The sequence below is a fragment of the Rhizobacter sp. AJA081-3 genome (genome assembly GCF_017795745.1).
Taxonomy (GTDB): Bacteria; Pseudomonadota; Gammaproteobacteria; order Burkholderiales; family Burkholderiaceae_C; genus Piscinibacter.
The window spans coordinates 3,659,601-3,675,669 of sequence record NZ_CP059067.1; the positions used below are offsets into that span (position 1 = coordinate 3,659,601).

Consider the following 16,069-nt stretch of genomic DNA (forward strand, 5'->3'; position numbering starts at 1 on the left):
CGATTCTCCTGGGTTCGGGGGTCGAGCCGTCGGGCTCTGATCTCACGACGAACCAAGATAGCCTAAATCGACACGGCCTTCAGGCTGTTTCGTAGGCGTTGCGCAGTTCGATGTCGTCGCTGAGGTACTCGACGAACTCGAACTGCACGCTGTCCGGGTCGATCACGTAGACGCTGCGCCGGCCGGCCGTCGTGCCACCCCAATGGTCCAGCGGGTAGCCGGCCGCTGCCAGCCGGGCCACCACCGCGTCGACCGAAGGCACCACCAGACCCACGTGCTTGGGGCCCAGGCGGTGGCTCGTCCAGTCCGTCAGCTCGCCTTCGCCGCCACCTTGCAGCGCCACGTAGAAGCCGTCGCCGCCGACGTGCCGCCAGGTGATGGGTTTGCCGAACCACTCCATGCGGCCTTCGCCGCGCACGCGCCAGTCGGGCAGCGCCGCCAGCAGGAAGCGCGTGCTGCGGTCGACGTCGCGCACGGTGATGTTGATGTGTTCGAGGATGGTGACGCTCATTTCTCAATCTCCTTGAAAGTACGGGTGGGAAGAGTTGGATGCGCGCATTCTCGAAGTTCAAGTAAGCTTGAAGTCAAGCGACTACTTCACGTGGGGCAGGCATGCAGTCCATTGAATCCGGCTTGACCATCGGCGCGCTGGCGCAGCGTGCCGGCGTGGCGACGAGCGCGGTGCGCTTCTACGAGGCACAGGGCCTGCTGCGCGGCAGCCGCACCGAAGGCAACCAGCGCCGCTACGCGAAGGAGACGCTGCGCCGCGTGGCCTTCATCCGCATCGCGCAGGGTGTCGGCCTCAGCCTGGACGAAGTGCGCGCGGCGCTGGCCACGCTGCCCGAGCAGCGCACGCCCACGCCGGCCGACTGGGCCCGCCTGTCGCGCGCCTGGAAACCGCTGATCGAGGCGCGCATCGCCGCGCTCGCCGCCCTGCGCGACCAGCTCGACAGCTGCATCGGCTGCGGCTGCCTGTCGCTGAAGACCTGCAAGCTCTACAACCCGGCGGACAGCGCGGCGAGGCTGGGCAGCGGGCCGCGCTACCTGCTCGGCGACCGGCCGCCGCGGCCGAACACCTCATCGAAGGCCGGCGCTTGAACTACCTGAGCTTCGAGCTGAGCGAAGGCAGCGACGGCGTCGCCACGCTCGAAGCGATGGCAGCCACCGGCGCGGAGGAACATGCCGCGGTGATGGCCGAGGTGCAGCAGGTGCTGGCATGGGCCTGGACGAACTTCCCGCACACCCACGGGCCGGCCGACGACGGCATGGACTGGGACCACGAACTGCAGATCGGCATGGAAAGCGGCCGCTGGCATGCCGTCACGCTCACGCTGACGGGTTCGCCGCGTTTCGTCGAGGCGTTCCTCGCGGTGTTCGGCACGCCAGCGGACTGAATCTCGGGCAGCTCAGAAGAGGTACACGGCACCGGCCTCCGACGCCGTCGCGTCGTTGGGGTTGCCAGCCAGCCCCAGCGCATTGCTGTCTTCATACCGGGCGCCCACGGCGAGCGTGGTCCCGTCCGCGGACAGGGCCAGCGCTGATCCGAAGAGGTCTCCTGCGTTGGCATTGGAGGCTTTCATGTAGCGGTTGATCTGCCAGGCGATGCCCACGCGCTGCAGCATGTACACGGCGCCGGATCCGACCACCGCCTGGTCGTCTGCGGCGTAGTTGGCATTGAATCCGAGGCCGCTGTTGGACTCGGAATCGGCACCGATCGCCAGCTGCCGTCCGTCGAACGACAAGGCCAACGAGATGCCGAAGTGCGACGCCGGCGCGGTGTTGGAGGCCTTGATGTAGGTACGCTGGCTCCACACGCCGCCCTGCAGGTCGAAGGCATAGGCTGCCCCGGAATCCTGGACGGATTCGTCGGCCTCGTCGCCGTTGATGCCCACTGCCCGACTGTCCTCGTCGGGCGCCCCCACCACCATCGTCGTGCCGTCACCGGACAGGGCGAGTTTGGAGCCGAAGGCGTCGTCCGGCGATGTGTTCGACGCCTTCACGTAGGCCTCGGTGCTCCAGACGTTGCCGTTGCGCGCGAACAGGAACACGGCGCCGCTGTTCAGCGCCGCATTGTTCAACTCACCGCCCACCCCGGTGGCGGCGCCGTCTTCGAACGGTGCACCCACGGCCACACGGTTGCCGTCGTGCGAGATCGCGACCGCGGTTCCGAAGTTGTCGCCGTTGTCGGCCTGGTTGGACTTGAGGTAGGCCTGCACGATCCAGCTGGTCTGGGTGCGGCGGTACACATACGCAGCCCCGCTGCCGCTGGCGTTGAAGTTGGCCGGCACGCCGTTGACGCCGGTGGCATTGCCGCTTTCGGTTCGCGCACCCACCACGAGCGTGCTGCCGTCTGCCGACAGGGCCACTGCGCTGCCGAACTGTGCCTGGGGCTGGGTGTTGCTCGCCTTCAGGTAGGTGCCCTGGCTCCAGGTGCCGGCACTGCGCTGGAAGACATACACCGCGCCGCTGTTGGCCGAGGCGTTGCTCGCCTGGTCGCCATTGCTGCCGAAGGCGCTGCTGTCTTCGCCGCTGGCCCCCACGGCCAGGGTGTTGCCGTCGGCCGAGAGGCTGAGCGCCGTCCCGAAGAGATCGCCGTCTCCCGCGTTGGAGGCCTTCACGTAGGCCTGGAACGCCCACTGGTTGCCCTGGCGTGCGTAGATGTACACCGCACCGGCAGCCCCGGCGCTGTTGTCGGCGCCGTTGCCGTCGATCCCGGTGGCCGCGCTGTCCTCGAAGGCGGCTCCCACGGCGAGCGTGCTGCCGTCGGCCGACAAGGCCACGGCTCCACCGAAGACATCGCTGGCGCCCGTGTTGCTCGCCTTCACATAGCCGATCGCGGCGTTCATCGCCCCGAGGCTCCAGGTCTGCGCGGCCGACTTGCTGCAGCCGGCCGCGTTGCAGGCCTGCAGCACGTAGTGCGCGAGCACGCGTGTCCACAACGGCACCGTGTGTTCGTAGTGTGTGGTGGCGGCCGGGATGTCGTTGCCCACCTGAACGTAGTCGCCTCCCTGGAGTTCTTCCAGCAACTGGTAGTGCGTGGCCTCGGGCACGGCCGCCCAGTCGAACACCAGCGTCTTGATGCCGCTGCTCAGCGAGATTACCGGTGCCGGCGGCGCCGTGCCCGGCGCAGCACCCCCGCCACCACCGCCGCCGCAGGCCGACAGCAGCGATGCCGCCAGGACGGTGGTCGCGGTTACGAGCCGAGCGGCGCGAGCGAGTGGAATGGCTTGTTTCATGGGTCGGCCCTTTCGTGGCGGATTCAGAACAGATAGACGGCGCCGCTGCCGGGTGCGGCCACGGAGTCGCGGTCGCCGGCAATGCCCGTGGCGGCACTGGCCTCGCTCGGAGCGCCCACGAGCAACGTGCTGCCGTCCGCGGACAGGGCCACGCTCTGGCCGAAGCGGTCCCGCTCGCGGTTGTCGGGCGCCTTCACGTACGCGCGCTGGGCCCACAGGCTGCCATCGCGCTCGAACAGGTACACCGCGCCGCTTTCGCTGGACAGGTCGTTGTCCTGCGCGCCGTTGACCGTGCGCGCGTTGCCGGATTCGTTGTAGGCGCCGACAGCCAGCGCCCGCCCGTCGGCCGACAAGGCCAGGGCCAGCCCGAATGAATCGCTGGCGCCCGTGTTCGATGCCTTGAGGTACGCCTGCTGCGCCCAGGCCGTGCCGTCGCGCACGAACACATAGGCCGCGCCGCTGCTGTTCGCCGCATCGCTGGCCTGATCCCCGTCGATGCCGGCCGCCGCGCTGTCTTCGCCAAAGGCTCCGACGGCCAGCGTGGCGCCGTCGGCCGAGATCGCCAGTGCGTGGCCGAAGCGGTCGTGGGAACCTGGATTGGAAGCCTTCACGTAGGCTTCTTGCGTCCACACGCCCATGTCGCTGCGGGAGAACACATAGACGGCCCCGGCAGCCACCGTCGTGTCGTCGGCCTGGTCGCCGTTCAGCCCGCTGGCACCGCTGGCCTCCTCGCGCGCCGCGACAGCGAGCGTGGCGCCGTCGGCCGAGAGCGCCAGCGCGTGGCCGAACCAATCGTTGAGGTCCTCGTTGGAGGCCTTCAGCACGGCGGTCTGCACCCAGCCTGTGGCATTGCGCTCGAACACGTAGGCAGCACCGCCGTTGCCCTGGTTGAGCGCACCCACGGCGAGACGTCGCCCATCGGCCGACAGCGCCACGCTGCGGCCGAAGCGGTCGCCGGCCGCGGCGTCGGAGGCCTTGACGTAGTCGCTCTGGCTCCACGTGCCGCCCTGGCGCGCAAACAGGTACACGGCACCGCTGGCGAGCGCGCTGTTGTCGGCCTGATTGCCATCCAGGCCGGTGGCGTTGCTGCCTTCGCCATCGGCGCCGATCGCCAGCGTGCTGCCGTCGGCCGACAGGGCCAGCGCGAACCCGAACTGGTCGTTCGCGTCGCTGTTCGAGGCTTTCAGGTAGGCCTGCAACGCCCAGCCCGAAGCGCCGCGGGCAAACACATAGACCGCGCCACTCTCGGGCGCGCTGTCGTCGGAGCCGTCTGCGTCGACGCCGTCGGCGCCGCTGTCCTCTTCCCAGGCCGCGACGGCCAGCGTGCTGCCATCGGCCGACAGCACCACGCGGCTGCCGAACACATCCTCCGCGCCGGTGTTGCCGGCCTTGAAGTAGCCCACGGCCGCGCCGAGCACCGCCGCCAGCGGCTGCTCGTTGCTCACGACGCAGGCGCCGGCCGCATCGCAGGCCTGCATCCGCACACTGGCCTGCACCCACTGGAGGCCGGTCAGGCCAGGCAGTTCGACAAGTGCGGTCGTGGCACTCGCAACGAGGTCTGCGCCCAGCGCTGCGTAGTCGGCCTGCGCATCGGCACGCCACTGCACGCGGTAGACCGCGATGGCGGCGCTGGCTGGGCCGGAGGCGCTGAAATCGAGCGAGAGCTGGCGCGGCTGCAGCGTCGCCGAAGGCGCGTTCAGCTGCACGCTGAAGCCCTCCGTGCCGGCCGAGCCGCCACCGCCGCCGCAGGCCGCCAGCACCAGCGCCGCCAGCCATGCCGCCGCAGCAGCCCGGCACGCGGCGCCCGCAGATTGCCATGTCCGTTCCATGTCGACTCCCTGTCGCGGTCTGCAGCCCTGCATCGGATGTGCGGGCCATCAGCCTCGCATCCAGCTTAGGTCGCCGCCTCGCCGCGGTCTGTCGCCCGCACGGGCGACCCCTAGAAGCACCGGCGTGGCTAAACTGCGCTCGCAGGGGGGCCTACGAATGGACTCGGCCGGTCGCAGTGCAGTGCTCATCGTCGAGGACGACCGGGCCTTTCGTGCGCGCTTCCAGGCCATCCTCGGCTCGGACGCGAGCTTCGAGGTGGTCGGCGCGGTCGACACGCTGGCCCTGGGCCTGCAGGCGCTCGAGCACTCGCGCCTGGATGCGCTGGTGGTCGACCTGGGCCTGCCCGATGGCGACGGCACCGAACTGATCCGCGCCGCGGCGCGGCTGCAGCCGCAATGTGCCGTGATGGTGGTCACCGTGTTCGGCGACGAGGAGCATGTGGTCAGCGCCATCGAGGCCGGCGCCATCGGCTACCTGCTGAAGGACTCGAGCAGCGATGACATGCTCGGCGCGCTGCACGACCTGCTCGGCGGCGGCTCGCCGATCAGCCCGATGGTGGCGCGCCTGGTGCTGAGCCGCCTGCGCGCACCGGCGCCGCCATCGAGCACGCCGGGCGACACCGGCGTGGCGCTGAGCGAGCGCGAGGCCGAGATCCTCACGCTCGTGGCCAAGGGATTCAGTTTCGCGGAGATCTGCGATCTGCTGTCGATCACCGTGAACACCGTGAAAACCCATGTCAATCGCACCTACCGGAAGCTGGGCGTCAACTCGCGCGGGCAGGCCGTTCACGAGGCCTCGCGCCTGGGCCTCATCGAGATGTAGCGTCGCCGCCGGGCTGATCGGTCTGGCTCTGCTGCTGCAGGCCGCAGCGGCCTGGTCGCAGGGCCCGGTGCCGCGCATCGCCGTGCGCGAGTTCGAGGTCTTTTCAGATCACAGCGGCACCCAGCCGCCCCCCGCCGACGCATCGTCGCTGCAACGCTCGGACGGCAACATCCTCGTGCCCCAGCCGGCCGAGGGTGCGCACCGCTGGCTGCGTGCGCGCGTGCAGCTCGATGCCGTGCCCGACAGCGCGGTGGCCCTGTTCGTGTCGTCGGCCAACCGCGCGCGCGTGTTCGTCAACGGGGTCCAGGTCGGCAATACCAGCGTGTCGAACGCCGAGTCCTTCGGCTGGAACCACCCGCTCTTCTACAGCATCCCGACGGCGCTGCTGAAGCACGGCGAGAACACCATCGACGTGCGCCTGAGCGTCAACCGCTTCGGCAAGGGCGTCGTCAACGGCATGAGCCTGGGGCCGCACGCCGAACTGCAGAAGCAGTACGACCATGTGCTGTTCTGGCGCGTGACCGGCCCGCAGATCACCAGCCTCGTCACCCTGCTGCTCGGCTTCCCGGCGCTGCTGTACTGGCTGCGGCGGCGTCAGGACGCGGCCTACGGCTGGTTCGGCCTGGCCTGCGTGCTGGCTTCGGTGCGCAACGGGCACCTGTTCATCGTCGCGCCCAGCCTGAGCGGCTGGTACGAGGCCTGGGCCAGCGTGCCGCTGCACTGGATGCTGATCTCGCTGATCTTCTTTTCGTTCCGCCTGTGCCGGCGCTCGTTCCCGCGGGCCGAACGGGCCCTGCTCCTCGCTTCGGTGGCCTGGACGATCGTGGTGCTGACGGTGCCCTTCCCGCAGGTCTTCGGGCTCGGCTACGTCTGGCTCACGGCGCTGTGGATCGCGACGATCGGCTTCGTGGCCCTGCAGTACCGGCGCACCCCGCGGCTGGAGCTGGTGCTGCTGCTGTTCGCTCTGCTGGTGGCGCAGGCCTTCGGCGCGATGGACCTGCTGCTGCAGCTGGGCATCCGGCAAAGCGAGGCGCGCATCTACCTGACGCCCTACAGCATGGTGGTCTTCTCGCTGGTCATGGGCGCCAACCTGGTGGATGCCTTCGCCAGGGCGCGCACGCAGCAGGAGCGCATCAACGAGGAGCTGGATGCGCGGCTGGCCGAACGCGAGCGCGAGATCGCCGTCGAGCACGCCCGCGTGCTCGAGCTGCAGCGCGAGCGCGTGGCGGCCGAGGAGCGCGAGCGCATCGTGCGCGACATCCACGACGGCCTGGGCTCGCAGCTGATCAGCTCGATCCTGCTGGTGGAGGCCGGCACCCTGGCTGGCCCGGCCGTGGCCGGCGTGCTGCGCGAGTGCGTGGACGACTTGCGGCTGGCCATCGACTCGCTCAAGCCGGCCGGCAACGAACTGCTGCTGGTGCTGGGCAACTTCCGCTACCGCATGGAGCCGCGCCTGGCGCACGCCGGCGTGCGGCTTGATTGGCGCATCGCCGCCGACGGGGACAGCCCGCGGCTGAGCTCCGACCAGGTGCTGCACGCCCTGCGCATCGTGCAGGAGGCCTTCACCAACGCGCTCAAGCATGCGCAGCCGCGCTGCCTGAGCGTGCACTTCGAGAATCTGCCCGGCGGCGGCTGGACGCTCGCGGTGGGTGACGACGGCGAGGGCTTCGACCCGGCGGCCCTGGGAGGCCGTGGTGACGGATTGCGCAACATGCGCTCGCGCGCCGCGCAGATCCCGGCGGTGCTGAAGATCGACAGCGGCCCGCGCGGGACGACGGTGCGCATGCTGTCGGCGATGAACGAGAATCCATCACAGCCTTCCTGACCGCGATGTTCAGCACCCTGATCGACCCGCCTCCTGCAGCCCTGGCCGATGCCCGCGAGCGCTTCGTCGTGCTGCTGCGAACGGCGCTGGCCGACGGCAGCTTCGTCAAGCTGCTGTTGAGCAAGCACGTCGGTGCGCCGGACACGCTGGAGCGCCTGACCGTTCGAGAGGTGCAGTTGCGCGGACAGCGGCAGCTGTCGTTCCTGTGGCGCCACCAGACCAAGGACGTCACCAAGAACCATCCGCTGGACGAAGGCCTGACGCAGGTCGCCGCACTGCTGGGCCGCGACTTCCACAACGCCCACCTGCTCACGCGCTCGCAGGAGATCCAGCTGGCCTTCAGCCGCAAGGGCAAGCCCAGCCTTCGCGTGGGCGCGCTCGCCGCTGAAGATCAGCCCGCCGAGACCTCAGCACACGACAAGGCCAAGCAGCGTCTGCTGCCCCTGGAGGCGCCGTTCTGGACCGACCTGGGCCTCACCCACGAGGTGAAGGGCGAGCGGCAACTGGTGCCGGCGATGTCGCGCAAGTGGAAGCAGATCAACAAGTTCATCGAGGTGATGAGCGCGGCCCTGAGGAGCAGCCCGCTGGCTGCGAGCCCCGAGGTCCACGTGGTCGACTTCGGCTCCGGCAAGGGCTACCTGACCTTCGCGATGCACGACTGGCTTGTCGGCCAGGGAAAGCGGGCGCAGGTCACCGGTGTCGAGCTGCGCGAGGACATGGTGCGCCTGTGCAATGAATCCGCCGCGCGGCACGGCCTGACCGGCCTGCACTTCGACCAGGGCGACGTGCGCAGCTACACGCCGGCGCGGCTGGACGTGATGATCGCGCTGCACGCCTGCGACACCGCCACCGACCACGCCATCCACCTCGGCCTGCGCGCCGGTGCTGCGATCATCATGTGCTCGCCCTGCTGCCACAAGCAGATCCGCCCGCAGATGCAGACTCCACCGCTGCTGCGGCCGATGCTGCAGCACGGCATCCACCTCGGCCAGGAGGCCGAGATGGTCACCGATTCGCTGCGCGCGCTGCTGCTCGAGTCGCAGGGCTACGAGACCCAGGTGTTCGAGTTCGTGGCGCTGGAGCACACCAGCAAGAACAAGATGATCCTGGCGGTGAAGAAGAGCGGCGCGGCGCTGGCGGCCGCCGAGAAGCGCAAGCCCGAGTTGCTGGCCCAGATCGCCGAGATCAAGCGCTTCTACGGTCTGCGCGAGCAGTGCCTGGAGACGCTGATTCAAGACGACGTGGCACGCGCCGGTTCGGCCTGATACGGACTTCGGTCGCAGGTCGACGGCGGTACCCGCGTTCTCCGGCCCGCGCGCCCATCGCTGCGGACCTTCGTGAATGTCTGCAACGGGCCGCGACCGTCAGTCGCATTGCGCGGCGGCGTGCGAGGAACTGGAAGCCGGCACGCCCAGCCGCCGATCGCGCCAGCGCAGGAACGGACGCTCGACGGCGTAGTGCAGCAATGCGCCGAAGAGCAGCACTGCCAGCGCGTAGCTCAGGAACAGCAGCACGCGCGAACCCTGCAGCGAGGGTGCCAGCCACATGTGCACGAGATGGAGCGCGATCTTGTGGCTCAAGTACAAGCTGTACGAGATCGCGGCGAGCCAGGCCATGCCCGGCACGCGCCAGCGGCCGATCAGGCTGCGCCGGCCGGCGCCAGCAAACACCAGCAGCCCGAACCCGAGCGACAGCACCGGCCAGCCCAGCGTGTTGGCGAGCAGCCCGGTGCGCTCTCGAAACAGCCAGAACGCCACGGCGCACACCAGCGCGCCGCCCAACAGCCAGGCGTTGGCATGCTGCTGCAGCCGCTCCCAGCCCTGCGGCCGGTAGACGCGCAGGCTGGCCAGCATCACACCCACGAGCAGGCCGTCCAACCGCATCCAGGTCGGGTAGTAGATCTCCTCGATGAACCAGTTGCGCGGGGGGTCGATCGCCGCGAAGTGCAGCCAGGTGGCGCCACGCAAAGCGACGCCGCCCAGGACCACCGCCGCGCAGACGGCCAGGAAGCGCGGCACGCTGGCCCGCCGCGACAGCACCCAGGCCAGCAGCGGAAATACCAAGTAGAAGTGCTCCTCGACGCACAGCGACCAGGCATGCGAGAAGGCCGGGTTGCGCTCGTAGTCGATCAGCAGATTCATCGTGAACGTGGCGAACTGCCACCACGGCTGCAGGCCCGGCACCTCGCGCAGCGCCGGGAAGAACACGTAGAGCGCGAGCACCGCCGAAAACGCCGGCAGGATGCGCCAGGCCCGCCGCGCATAGAAGCCACCCAGCGAGACGGTGCCGCTGCGCCGCAACTGCTGCAGGACCTGCGTGCCGATCAGGAAGCCGCTGAGCACGAAGAAGATGTCCACGCCGGCCCAGCCGAAGCGCGACAACCAGGCGAAGTCCGCCCCCAGTCCGCCGACGAGGAAGGAATGGAAGAGCATCACCCAGACGATGGCGAGGGCTCGCAGCAGGTCCAGGCCGGGCAGGTGATTCATCGGCAATGATTGTCGGGGCAGGCGCACGGTCCAGCGTGGCAGCCCAGGCACCCTCCAGTGCTGGAGCTGCCGCTCTCCACCTGGGGCAGATCCAGTGCTTTGGCTGGACGGCGCCACCGAGATAGCGAGCGGCCGGGCTTGTCCTGGCTGCCGCGTACGAGCGTCAGGGGTCAAGCGGGGCGGCCAGCCACGCCCGCAAGGCGCTCTGCGACCCATCGATGAATCCAGGCCCCCACGGACGATGATCCAGGGCGGGCCAATCATCCAGGATCCAGGCCAGCGTGAGGAACAGCCGTGCGGTCACAAGCACCGACACTTGCCGGATCAGGTTCGGTGAAGGCGTGTGTTCGGCGGCGTAGCCTTTCAGCAATGCGTCGTGCAGGGCAGCGTAGTGCCGTCGATGGTCGTGGTTGCCCGCCAGCGGGTAGCGCAGGTACTGCAGGGTGGCAGCGAGGTCCATGGCGTGATGCCCCATCCCGCAGTCGGCGAAGTCGATGGCGCCTGCAGCGCCGCGCACGAAGAGCAGATTCCACGGGTGCAGGTCGCCGTGCACGAGGCCCCAGCATTCCGGCCCGCGGCCAAAGGCTTCGATCTCATCGTGCAGCCGCATCGCCGAATCGCGCAGCACCGCGTGATGGGCCGCGCTCAGGCGGTCCATCCCGGTTCGCGTGCCCGCGGCCCAGGCCGGCAGGTCCAGAGGTGCGGCCTGGCGCTCCGTGCGCACGCGGCCGGCGGCGCGCAACGCCGTGGCCACGCGGTGCAAGGCCCCGGTGAAACGGCCAACGGACTCCAGCCGCGTGGGGGTGAGGCCGCGGTCATGCTGGCGGCCATCCAGCCATGTCAGCAGGACTGCGTAGCGCCCATCCGGATGGCGGTGCAGTCGCGTACCTTCGGTGCAGCGTTGTGGAACCGGCACATGCAGCGCGGTGGCCGCAAGCGCCTCGAGCAAGTCCAGCTCGGTGCCGATGGCAGCGGGATCCTGGTGGCTTGCGGAGTACAGGCGCAAGGCCAGGTCAGGACTCGCCTTGGATCGTACCCGCCAAACCTCGCCGTCCAGCCGCGTCACGCAACGCAGGGCGTCGGCGCGCACACCGTGACGGCTCAGCACGGTCTCGATGAATGGATCGCGCACGGAATGAAGTGTCCTCCAGGCGCGAGCTCGACGCGAGCGCAGTCGCAGTCGTCGCGAGACGACGACCGGTTGCCGTGCAGCAGGTGGTCGAGCCCGTCAGGCCCGCAGGAGTTGCCGCAACTCCGCCGCCCCGGCCGGCGTCGCCATGGCAATCAAGACGGAGCCTGGTGTCAGCAGCATGTCCGGCTCGGGATTGAGCTGCAGCTGGCCTTCCCTGCGCAGGCCCACGACCAGGTATTCCGCGGCGCGCAGTTGCAGGTCGCCTACAGGGCGTGTCTTGAAGCCCGGCGCTACGGCGACATCGACCACCCGCATGGCGTCGCCCCGGTGCAGCAACTCGTCGAGAAACCCCGTAGCGTGGGGTTGCAGCATGGCGCCGGCCAGGCGCAAGGCGCCAGTGAAGTCCGGTGACACGATCTCGTCGGCCCCGGCACGCCGGCACTTGGCCACGTTGGCGACGTCATGGACACGGGTGACGACACGCACCTTCGGACTGAGCTGCTTGGCCGAGAGCGAAATGAGCAGGTTCTTCGAGTCGTCGCCGGTGACGGCAAACACACCGGCAGCACGTTCCAGGCCGGCAGACAGCAGCACCTGGTCGTCGGTGGCATCGTCGGCGAGCACGCGCCGGCTGTCTTGACTGGCGCCCGGCTGGCTTTGCTGAGGATTCTCCGTGACCGCCTGCAAGGGGTCGATCGCCACCCAGGTGTGGCCAGTGGCCTCCAGCTCGCGTGCAATACCGGAGCCGATTCGCCCGAGGCCGCAGATGATGTAGTGCCCATTCATTCGGCTCACCTCCTTGAGTAGACGCGCGCGCATGCGCGCCGGATCCAGCGCCCGCGCCAGTAGCAGTGCCGTGAAGTTGGAGAACATCACCCACACGGCGCCGATGCCGGCCAGGGCCACCCCGACATTGAACACGCGCCCCCAGACACTGCCCGACAGATCGATGGTTTCCGCGTAGCCAATGGTGGCGACGGTGATGAAGGTCATGTAGAACGCGTCGAACGCGCTGGCGGAACCTCCTCGCGAGGCGTCGATGACCAGGAACCCGACGGTGCCGATGACGTGTACCGCCAACAGACCAGCTGCAGCCAGCATCAGGTTGTGCGCGAGTGCGCGATGGGTCGGGTTGGACATCGGCGCCAGCGGCTTCGGCAATGGCGCGAAGGGCCACCGTCCTGTCTGGGACTCTAGCCGCAAGCCCCGGTCATGGCTTGCCTTGCGTCAATGGGTAGGCGTTGGCAGTTCACGCCGCGCAACCTGATCTCGAACAACGATCCATCTGGCGCCCTGCTTCACCGCCAGCGCAGCTTCCGATTTGGTCACCCCACCGGCAAGCCACTGACCAGCGCCTCACGCTCGCCCGCGTCGACGGCTTGACCCGCGGCAAAAAACCTCAACGCCCGCAAGCACTTGCAAGGCGCCTGCGGTGTTTACCCGGGGAGGCCCGCAAAGCGGCACGCCTCTTGTGTCCTGGTTCCGCGTCGACAAACAAGGAGACGAGGACGATGGAGACCTTCTACGAGGTGATGCGGCGCCAGGGCATCTCGCGCCGCAGCTTCCTCAAGTACTGCTCACTGACCGCCACCTCGCTGGGCCTGGCGCCTTCGTTCGTGCCGCAGATCGCCCACGCGATGGAAACCAAGCCGCGCACCCCGGTGCTGTGGCTGCACGGGCTGGAATGCACCTGCTGCTCGGAGAGCTTCATCCGCAGCGCGCACCCGCTCGCCAAGGACGTGGTGCTGTCGATGATCTCGCTGGACTACGACGACACGTTGATGGCGTCGGCCGGCCACCAGGCCGAGGCCATCCTCGAAGAGATCATGGTCAAGTACAAGGGCAACTACATCCTGGCGGTAGAGGGCAACCCGCCGCTCAACCAGGACGGCATGAGCTGCATCATCGGCGGCAAGCCCTTCCTCGATCAGCTCAAGCACGTCGCCAAGGACGCCAAGGCGATCATCAGCTGGGGCTCTTGCGCCAGCTGGGGCTGCGTGCAGGCAGCCAAGCCGAACCCGACGCAGGCCGTGCCGGTGCACAAGGTGATCACCGACAAGCCGATCATCAAGGTGCCCGGCTGCCCGCCGATCGCCGAGGTGATGACCGGCGTCATCACCTACATGCTGACCTTCGACCGCATCCCCGAGCTCGACCGCCAGGGCCGGCCGAAGATGTTCTACAGCCAGCGCATCCACGACAAGTGCTACCGCCGGCCGCACTTCGACGCCGGCCAGTTCGTCGAGGCCTTCGACGACGACAGCGCGCGCAAGGGCTACTGCCTCTACAAGGTGGGCTGCAAGGGCCCGACGACCTACAACGCCTGCTCCACCGTGCAGTGGAACGAGGGCACCAGCTTCCCGATCAAGGCCGGCCACGGCTGCATCGGCTGCTCGGAAGACGGCTTCTGGGACAAGGGCTCGTTCTACAGCCGCCTGACCGACATCCACCAGTTCGGCATCGAGGCCAACGCCGACCAGGTCGGCGGCACGGCGGCCGGCGTGGTCGGCGCGGCGGTCGCAGCGCATGCCGCGGTGTCGGCGATCAAGCGCGTCAGCAGCCCGAAACCCTCGCAGAAATAAGGAACCAACCCCATGGGCGCGTACGAAACGCAAGGCTTCAAGCTCGACGACAGCGGCAAGCGCATCGTCGTCGATCCGGTGACCCGCATCGAGGGCCACATGCGCTGCGAGGTCAACCTCGACAAGAACAACGTGATCCGCAACGCCGTGTCCACCGGCACGATGTGGCGCGGCCTCGAAGTTATCCTCAAGGGCCGCGACCCGCGCGACGCCTGGGCCTTCGTCGAGCGCATCTGCGGCGTGTGCACCGGCTGCCACGCGCTGACCTCGGTTCGCGCGGTGGAGGACGCGCTGGGCATCAAGATCCCGAAGAACGCGCACCTGATCCGCGAGATGATGGCCAAGACGCTGCAGGTGCACGACCACGCGGTGCACTTCTACCACCTGCACGCGCTCGACTGGGTCGACGTAGTGTCGGCACTGAAGGCCGACCCGAAGAAGACCAGCGAACTGCAGCAGCTCGTCTCGCCTGCGCACCCGCTGTCGTCGGCGGGCTACTTCCGCGACATCCAGAACCGGCTGAAGAAGTTCGTCGAGGCCGGCCAGCTCGGCCCCTTCATGAACGGCTACTGGGGCAACAAGGCCTATGTGCTGCCGGCCGAGGCCAACCTGATGGCGGTGACGCACTACCTCGAGGCGCTGGACCTGCAGAAGGAGTGGGTGAAGATCCACACCATCTTCGGCGGCAAGAACCCGCACCCGAACTACCTGGTGGGCGGCGTGCCCTGCGCGATCAACATCGACGGCAACGGCGCCGCCGGCGCGCCGATCAACATGGAGCGGCTGAACTTCGTCAAGGCACGCATCGACGAGATCATCGAGTTCAACAAGAACGTCTACATCCCCGACGTGCTGGCCATCGGCACGATCTACAAGCAGGCGGGCTGGCTGCACGGCGGCGGCCTCTCGGCCACCAACGTCAGCGACTACGGCGAGTACCCGAAGGTCAACTACGACAAGAGCACCGACCAGCTGCCCGGCGGCGTGATCCTGAACGGCAACTGGGACGAGATCCTGCCGATCGACCCGCGCGACCCCGAGCAGGTGCAGGAGTTCGTGACGCACAGCTGGTACAAGTACGCCGACGAGACCAAGGGCCTGCACCCCTGGGACGGCGTGACCGAGCCGAACTACGCGCTGGGCGCCAACACCAAGGGCACGCGGACCAACATCGAGCAGATCGACGAGGCCGCCAAGTACTCGTGGATCAAGGCGCCGCGCTGGCGCGGCCACGCGATGGAGGTCGGCCCGCTGTCGCGCTACATCCTCGCCTACGCCCACGCGAAGAAGGGCAACAAGTACGCGCAGCGGCCGAAGGAGCAGATCGAGTACTCGGCCATGATGATCAACAGCGCCATCCCGAAGGCGCTGGGCCTGCCCGAGACGCAATACACCGCCAAGCAGCTGCTGCCCACCACCATCGGCCGCACGCTGGCGCGCGCGCTCGAGGGCCAGTACTGCGGCGAGATGATGCTCGACGACTACAAGGAGCTGGTCGCCAACATCAAGGCGGGCGACACCGCCACCGCCAACGTCGATAAGTGGGATCCGAGCACCTGGCCGAAGGAGGCCAAGGGAGTGGGCACGGTGGCCGCGCCGCGCGGCATGCTGGGCCACTGGGTGAAGATCAAGGACGGCCGCATCGAGAACTACCAGTGCGTGGTGCCGACCACCTGGAACGGCAGCCCGCGCGACGCGAAAGGCCAGATCGGCGCCTTCGAGGCCAGCCTGATGAACACGCCGATGGTCAACCCGGAGCAGCCGGTCGAGATCCTGCGCACGCTGCACTCCTTCGACCCCTGCCTCGCCTGCTCCACGCACGTGATGAGCGCGGACGGCGCCGAGCTCACCCGCGTCAAGGTGCGCTGAAGAAAACCTTCGGAGACAACACGATGACGACTCAACGAACGATCCGTGCCGCGGCCGCCGTGGCGGCCCTGCTCGCCGCCGCGGCGGCGCAAGCGCACCCGGGCCATGGCCTGAGCGCGCCCGACAACCTGATGCACGTGCTGGAAGCTGACCACGTGGTGCCGATGCTGCTGGCGCTGGCCGTCGGCTACGCGGTCGTGCTGGTGCGCTCGATCCGGCGCCGGCGGCGCGCGGACCGCAGCGAGCGCGACACCACCTCCACCCGCCGCTGAACCCCGGAGGCACAC

The 16,069-nt window shown here is 68.6% G+C and carries 14 protein-coding genes; 8 read left to right on the forward strand and 6 right to left on the reverse strand.

All coding sequences use genetic code 11. The features are described 5' to 3' along the window. Positions 1 to 79 precede the first annotated feature (79 nt). Entirely contained in the window at positions 80 to 511 is a 432-nt protein-coding gene (locus HZ992_RS17500) for a VOC family protein (protein WP_209383099.1), read from the reverse strand. A gap of 101 nt (positions 512 to 612) precedes the next feature. Between HZ992_RS17500 and soxR the strand changes: the two genes are divergently transcribed. After that, entirely contained in the window at positions 613 to 1,098 is a 486-nt protein-coding gene (gene soxR / locus HZ992_RS17505; RefSeq protein WP_209383100.1) for a redox-sensitive transcriptional activator SoxR, read from the forward strand. Continuing rightward, positions 1,095 to 1,394 (forward strand): hypothetical protein, encoded by a 300-nt coding sequence (locus tag HZ992_RS17510; protein ID WP_209383101.1) that lies wholly within the window; start codon positions 1,095 to 1,097, stop codon positions 1,392 to 1,394. The genes soxR and HZ992_RS17510 overlap by 4 nt, the downstream gene beginning before the upstream one ends. A gap of 12 nt (positions 1,395 to 1,406) precedes the next feature. Here HZ992_RS17510 and HZ992_RS17515 read toward each other — a convergent pair whose 3' ends face one another. Both HZ992_RS17515 and HZ992_RS17520 read right to left on the reverse strand, forming a co-directional pair. Next, positions 1,407 to 3,236, reverse strand: coding sequence for an FG-GAP repeat protein (locus tag HZ992_RS17515; RefSeq protein ID WP_209383102.1), 1,830 nt, complete (start codon positions 3,234 to 3,236; stop codon positions 1,407 to 1,409). A gap of 23 nt (positions 3,237 to 3,259) precedes the next feature. Next, on the reverse strand, positions 3,260 to 5,065 hold the full coding sequence (locus tag HZ992_RS17520; protein WP_209383103.1) for an integrin: 1,806 nt from the start codon (positions 5,063 to 5,065) through the stop codon (positions 3,260 to 3,262). Positions 5,066 to 5,222: 157 nt separating this feature from the next. On the opposite strand from HZ992_RS17520, the gene HZ992_RS17525 reads away from it, so the two are divergent. The 3 genes from HZ992_RS17525 to HZ992_RS17535 all read left to right on the forward strand — a co-directional run bounded on the left by HZ992_RS17525 (position 5,223) and on the right by HZ992_RS17535 (position 8,978). Beyond that, positions 5,223 to 5,888, forward strand: a complete 666-nt coding sequence (locus HZ992_RS17525; RefSeq protein ID WP_209383104.1) for a response regulator — start codon at positions 5,223 to 5,225, stop codon at positions 5,886 to 5,888. Between the two features lie 67 nt (positions 5,889 to 5,955). Then, the gene (locus HZ992_RS17530; protein ID WP_209383105.1) at positions 5,956 to 7,713 is read left to right on the forward strand and encodes a sensor histidine kinase; all 1,758 of its coding nucleotides are present in this window, start codon (positions 5,956 to 5,958) and stop codon (positions 7,711 to 7,713) included. 5 nt (positions 7,714 to 7,718) lie between these two features. Then, on the forward strand, positions 7,719 to 8,978 hold the full coding sequence (locus tag HZ992_RS17535) for a class I SAM-dependent methyltransferase (protein WP_209383106.1): 1,260 nt from the start codon (positions 7,719 to 7,721) through the stop codon (positions 8,976 to 8,978). 99 nt (positions 8,979 to 9,077) lie between these two features. On the opposite strand, the gene HZ992_RS17540 is transcribed toward HZ992_RS17535, so the two are convergent. The 3 genes from HZ992_RS17540 to HZ992_RS17550 form a co-directional block, all read right to left on the reverse strand. Continuing rightward, positions 9,078 to 10,199, reverse strand: a complete 1,122-nt coding sequence (locus tag HZ992_RS17540) for an acyltransferase family protein (RefSeq protein WP_209383107.1) — start codon at positions 10,197 to 10,199, stop codon at positions 9,078 to 9,080. A gap of 163 nt (positions 10,200 to 10,362) precedes the next feature. Continuing rightward, positions 10,363 to 11,331, reverse strand: a complete 969-nt coding sequence (locus HZ992_RS17545) for a phosphotransferase enzyme family protein (protein WP_209383108.1) — start codon at positions 11,329 to 11,331, stop codon at positions 10,363 to 10,365. Positions 11,332 to 11,427: 96 nt separating this feature from the next. Then, complete coding sequence (locus tag HZ992_RS17550) at positions 11,428 to 12,471, reverse strand: potassium channel family protein (protein WP_209383109.1); 1,044 nt, start codon at positions 12,469 to 12,471, stop codon at positions 11,428 to 11,430. 371 nt (positions 12,472 to 12,842) lie between these two features. On the opposite strand from HZ992_RS17550, the gene HZ992_RS17555 reads away from it, so the two are divergent. From HZ992_RS17555 to HZ992_RS17565, 3 genes are read left to right on the forward strand one after another with little or no spacing between them, the layout of a single operon-like run. Next, positions 12,843 to 13,913, forward strand: coding sequence for a hydrogenase small subunit (locus HZ992_RS17555; RefSeq protein WP_209383110.1), 1,071 nt, complete (start codon positions 12,843 to 12,845; stop codon positions 13,911 to 13,913). 12 nt (positions 13,914 to 13,925) lie between these two features. After that, a complete protein-coding gene (locus HZ992_RS17560) occupies positions 13,926 to 15,782 on the forward strand; it encodes a nickel-dependent hydrogenase large subunit (RefSeq protein ID WP_209383111.1) in 1,857 nt (618 codons plus the stop codon). Between the two features lie 23 nt (positions 15,783 to 15,805). Continuing rightward, the gene (locus tag HZ992_RS17565; RefSeq protein ID WP_209383112.1) at positions 15,806 to 16,054 is read left to right on the forward strand and encodes a hypothetical protein; all 249 of its coding nucleotides are present in this window, start codon (positions 15,806 to 15,808) and stop codon (positions 16,052 to 16,054) included. Positions 16,055 to 16,069: the final 15 nt, after the last annotated feature.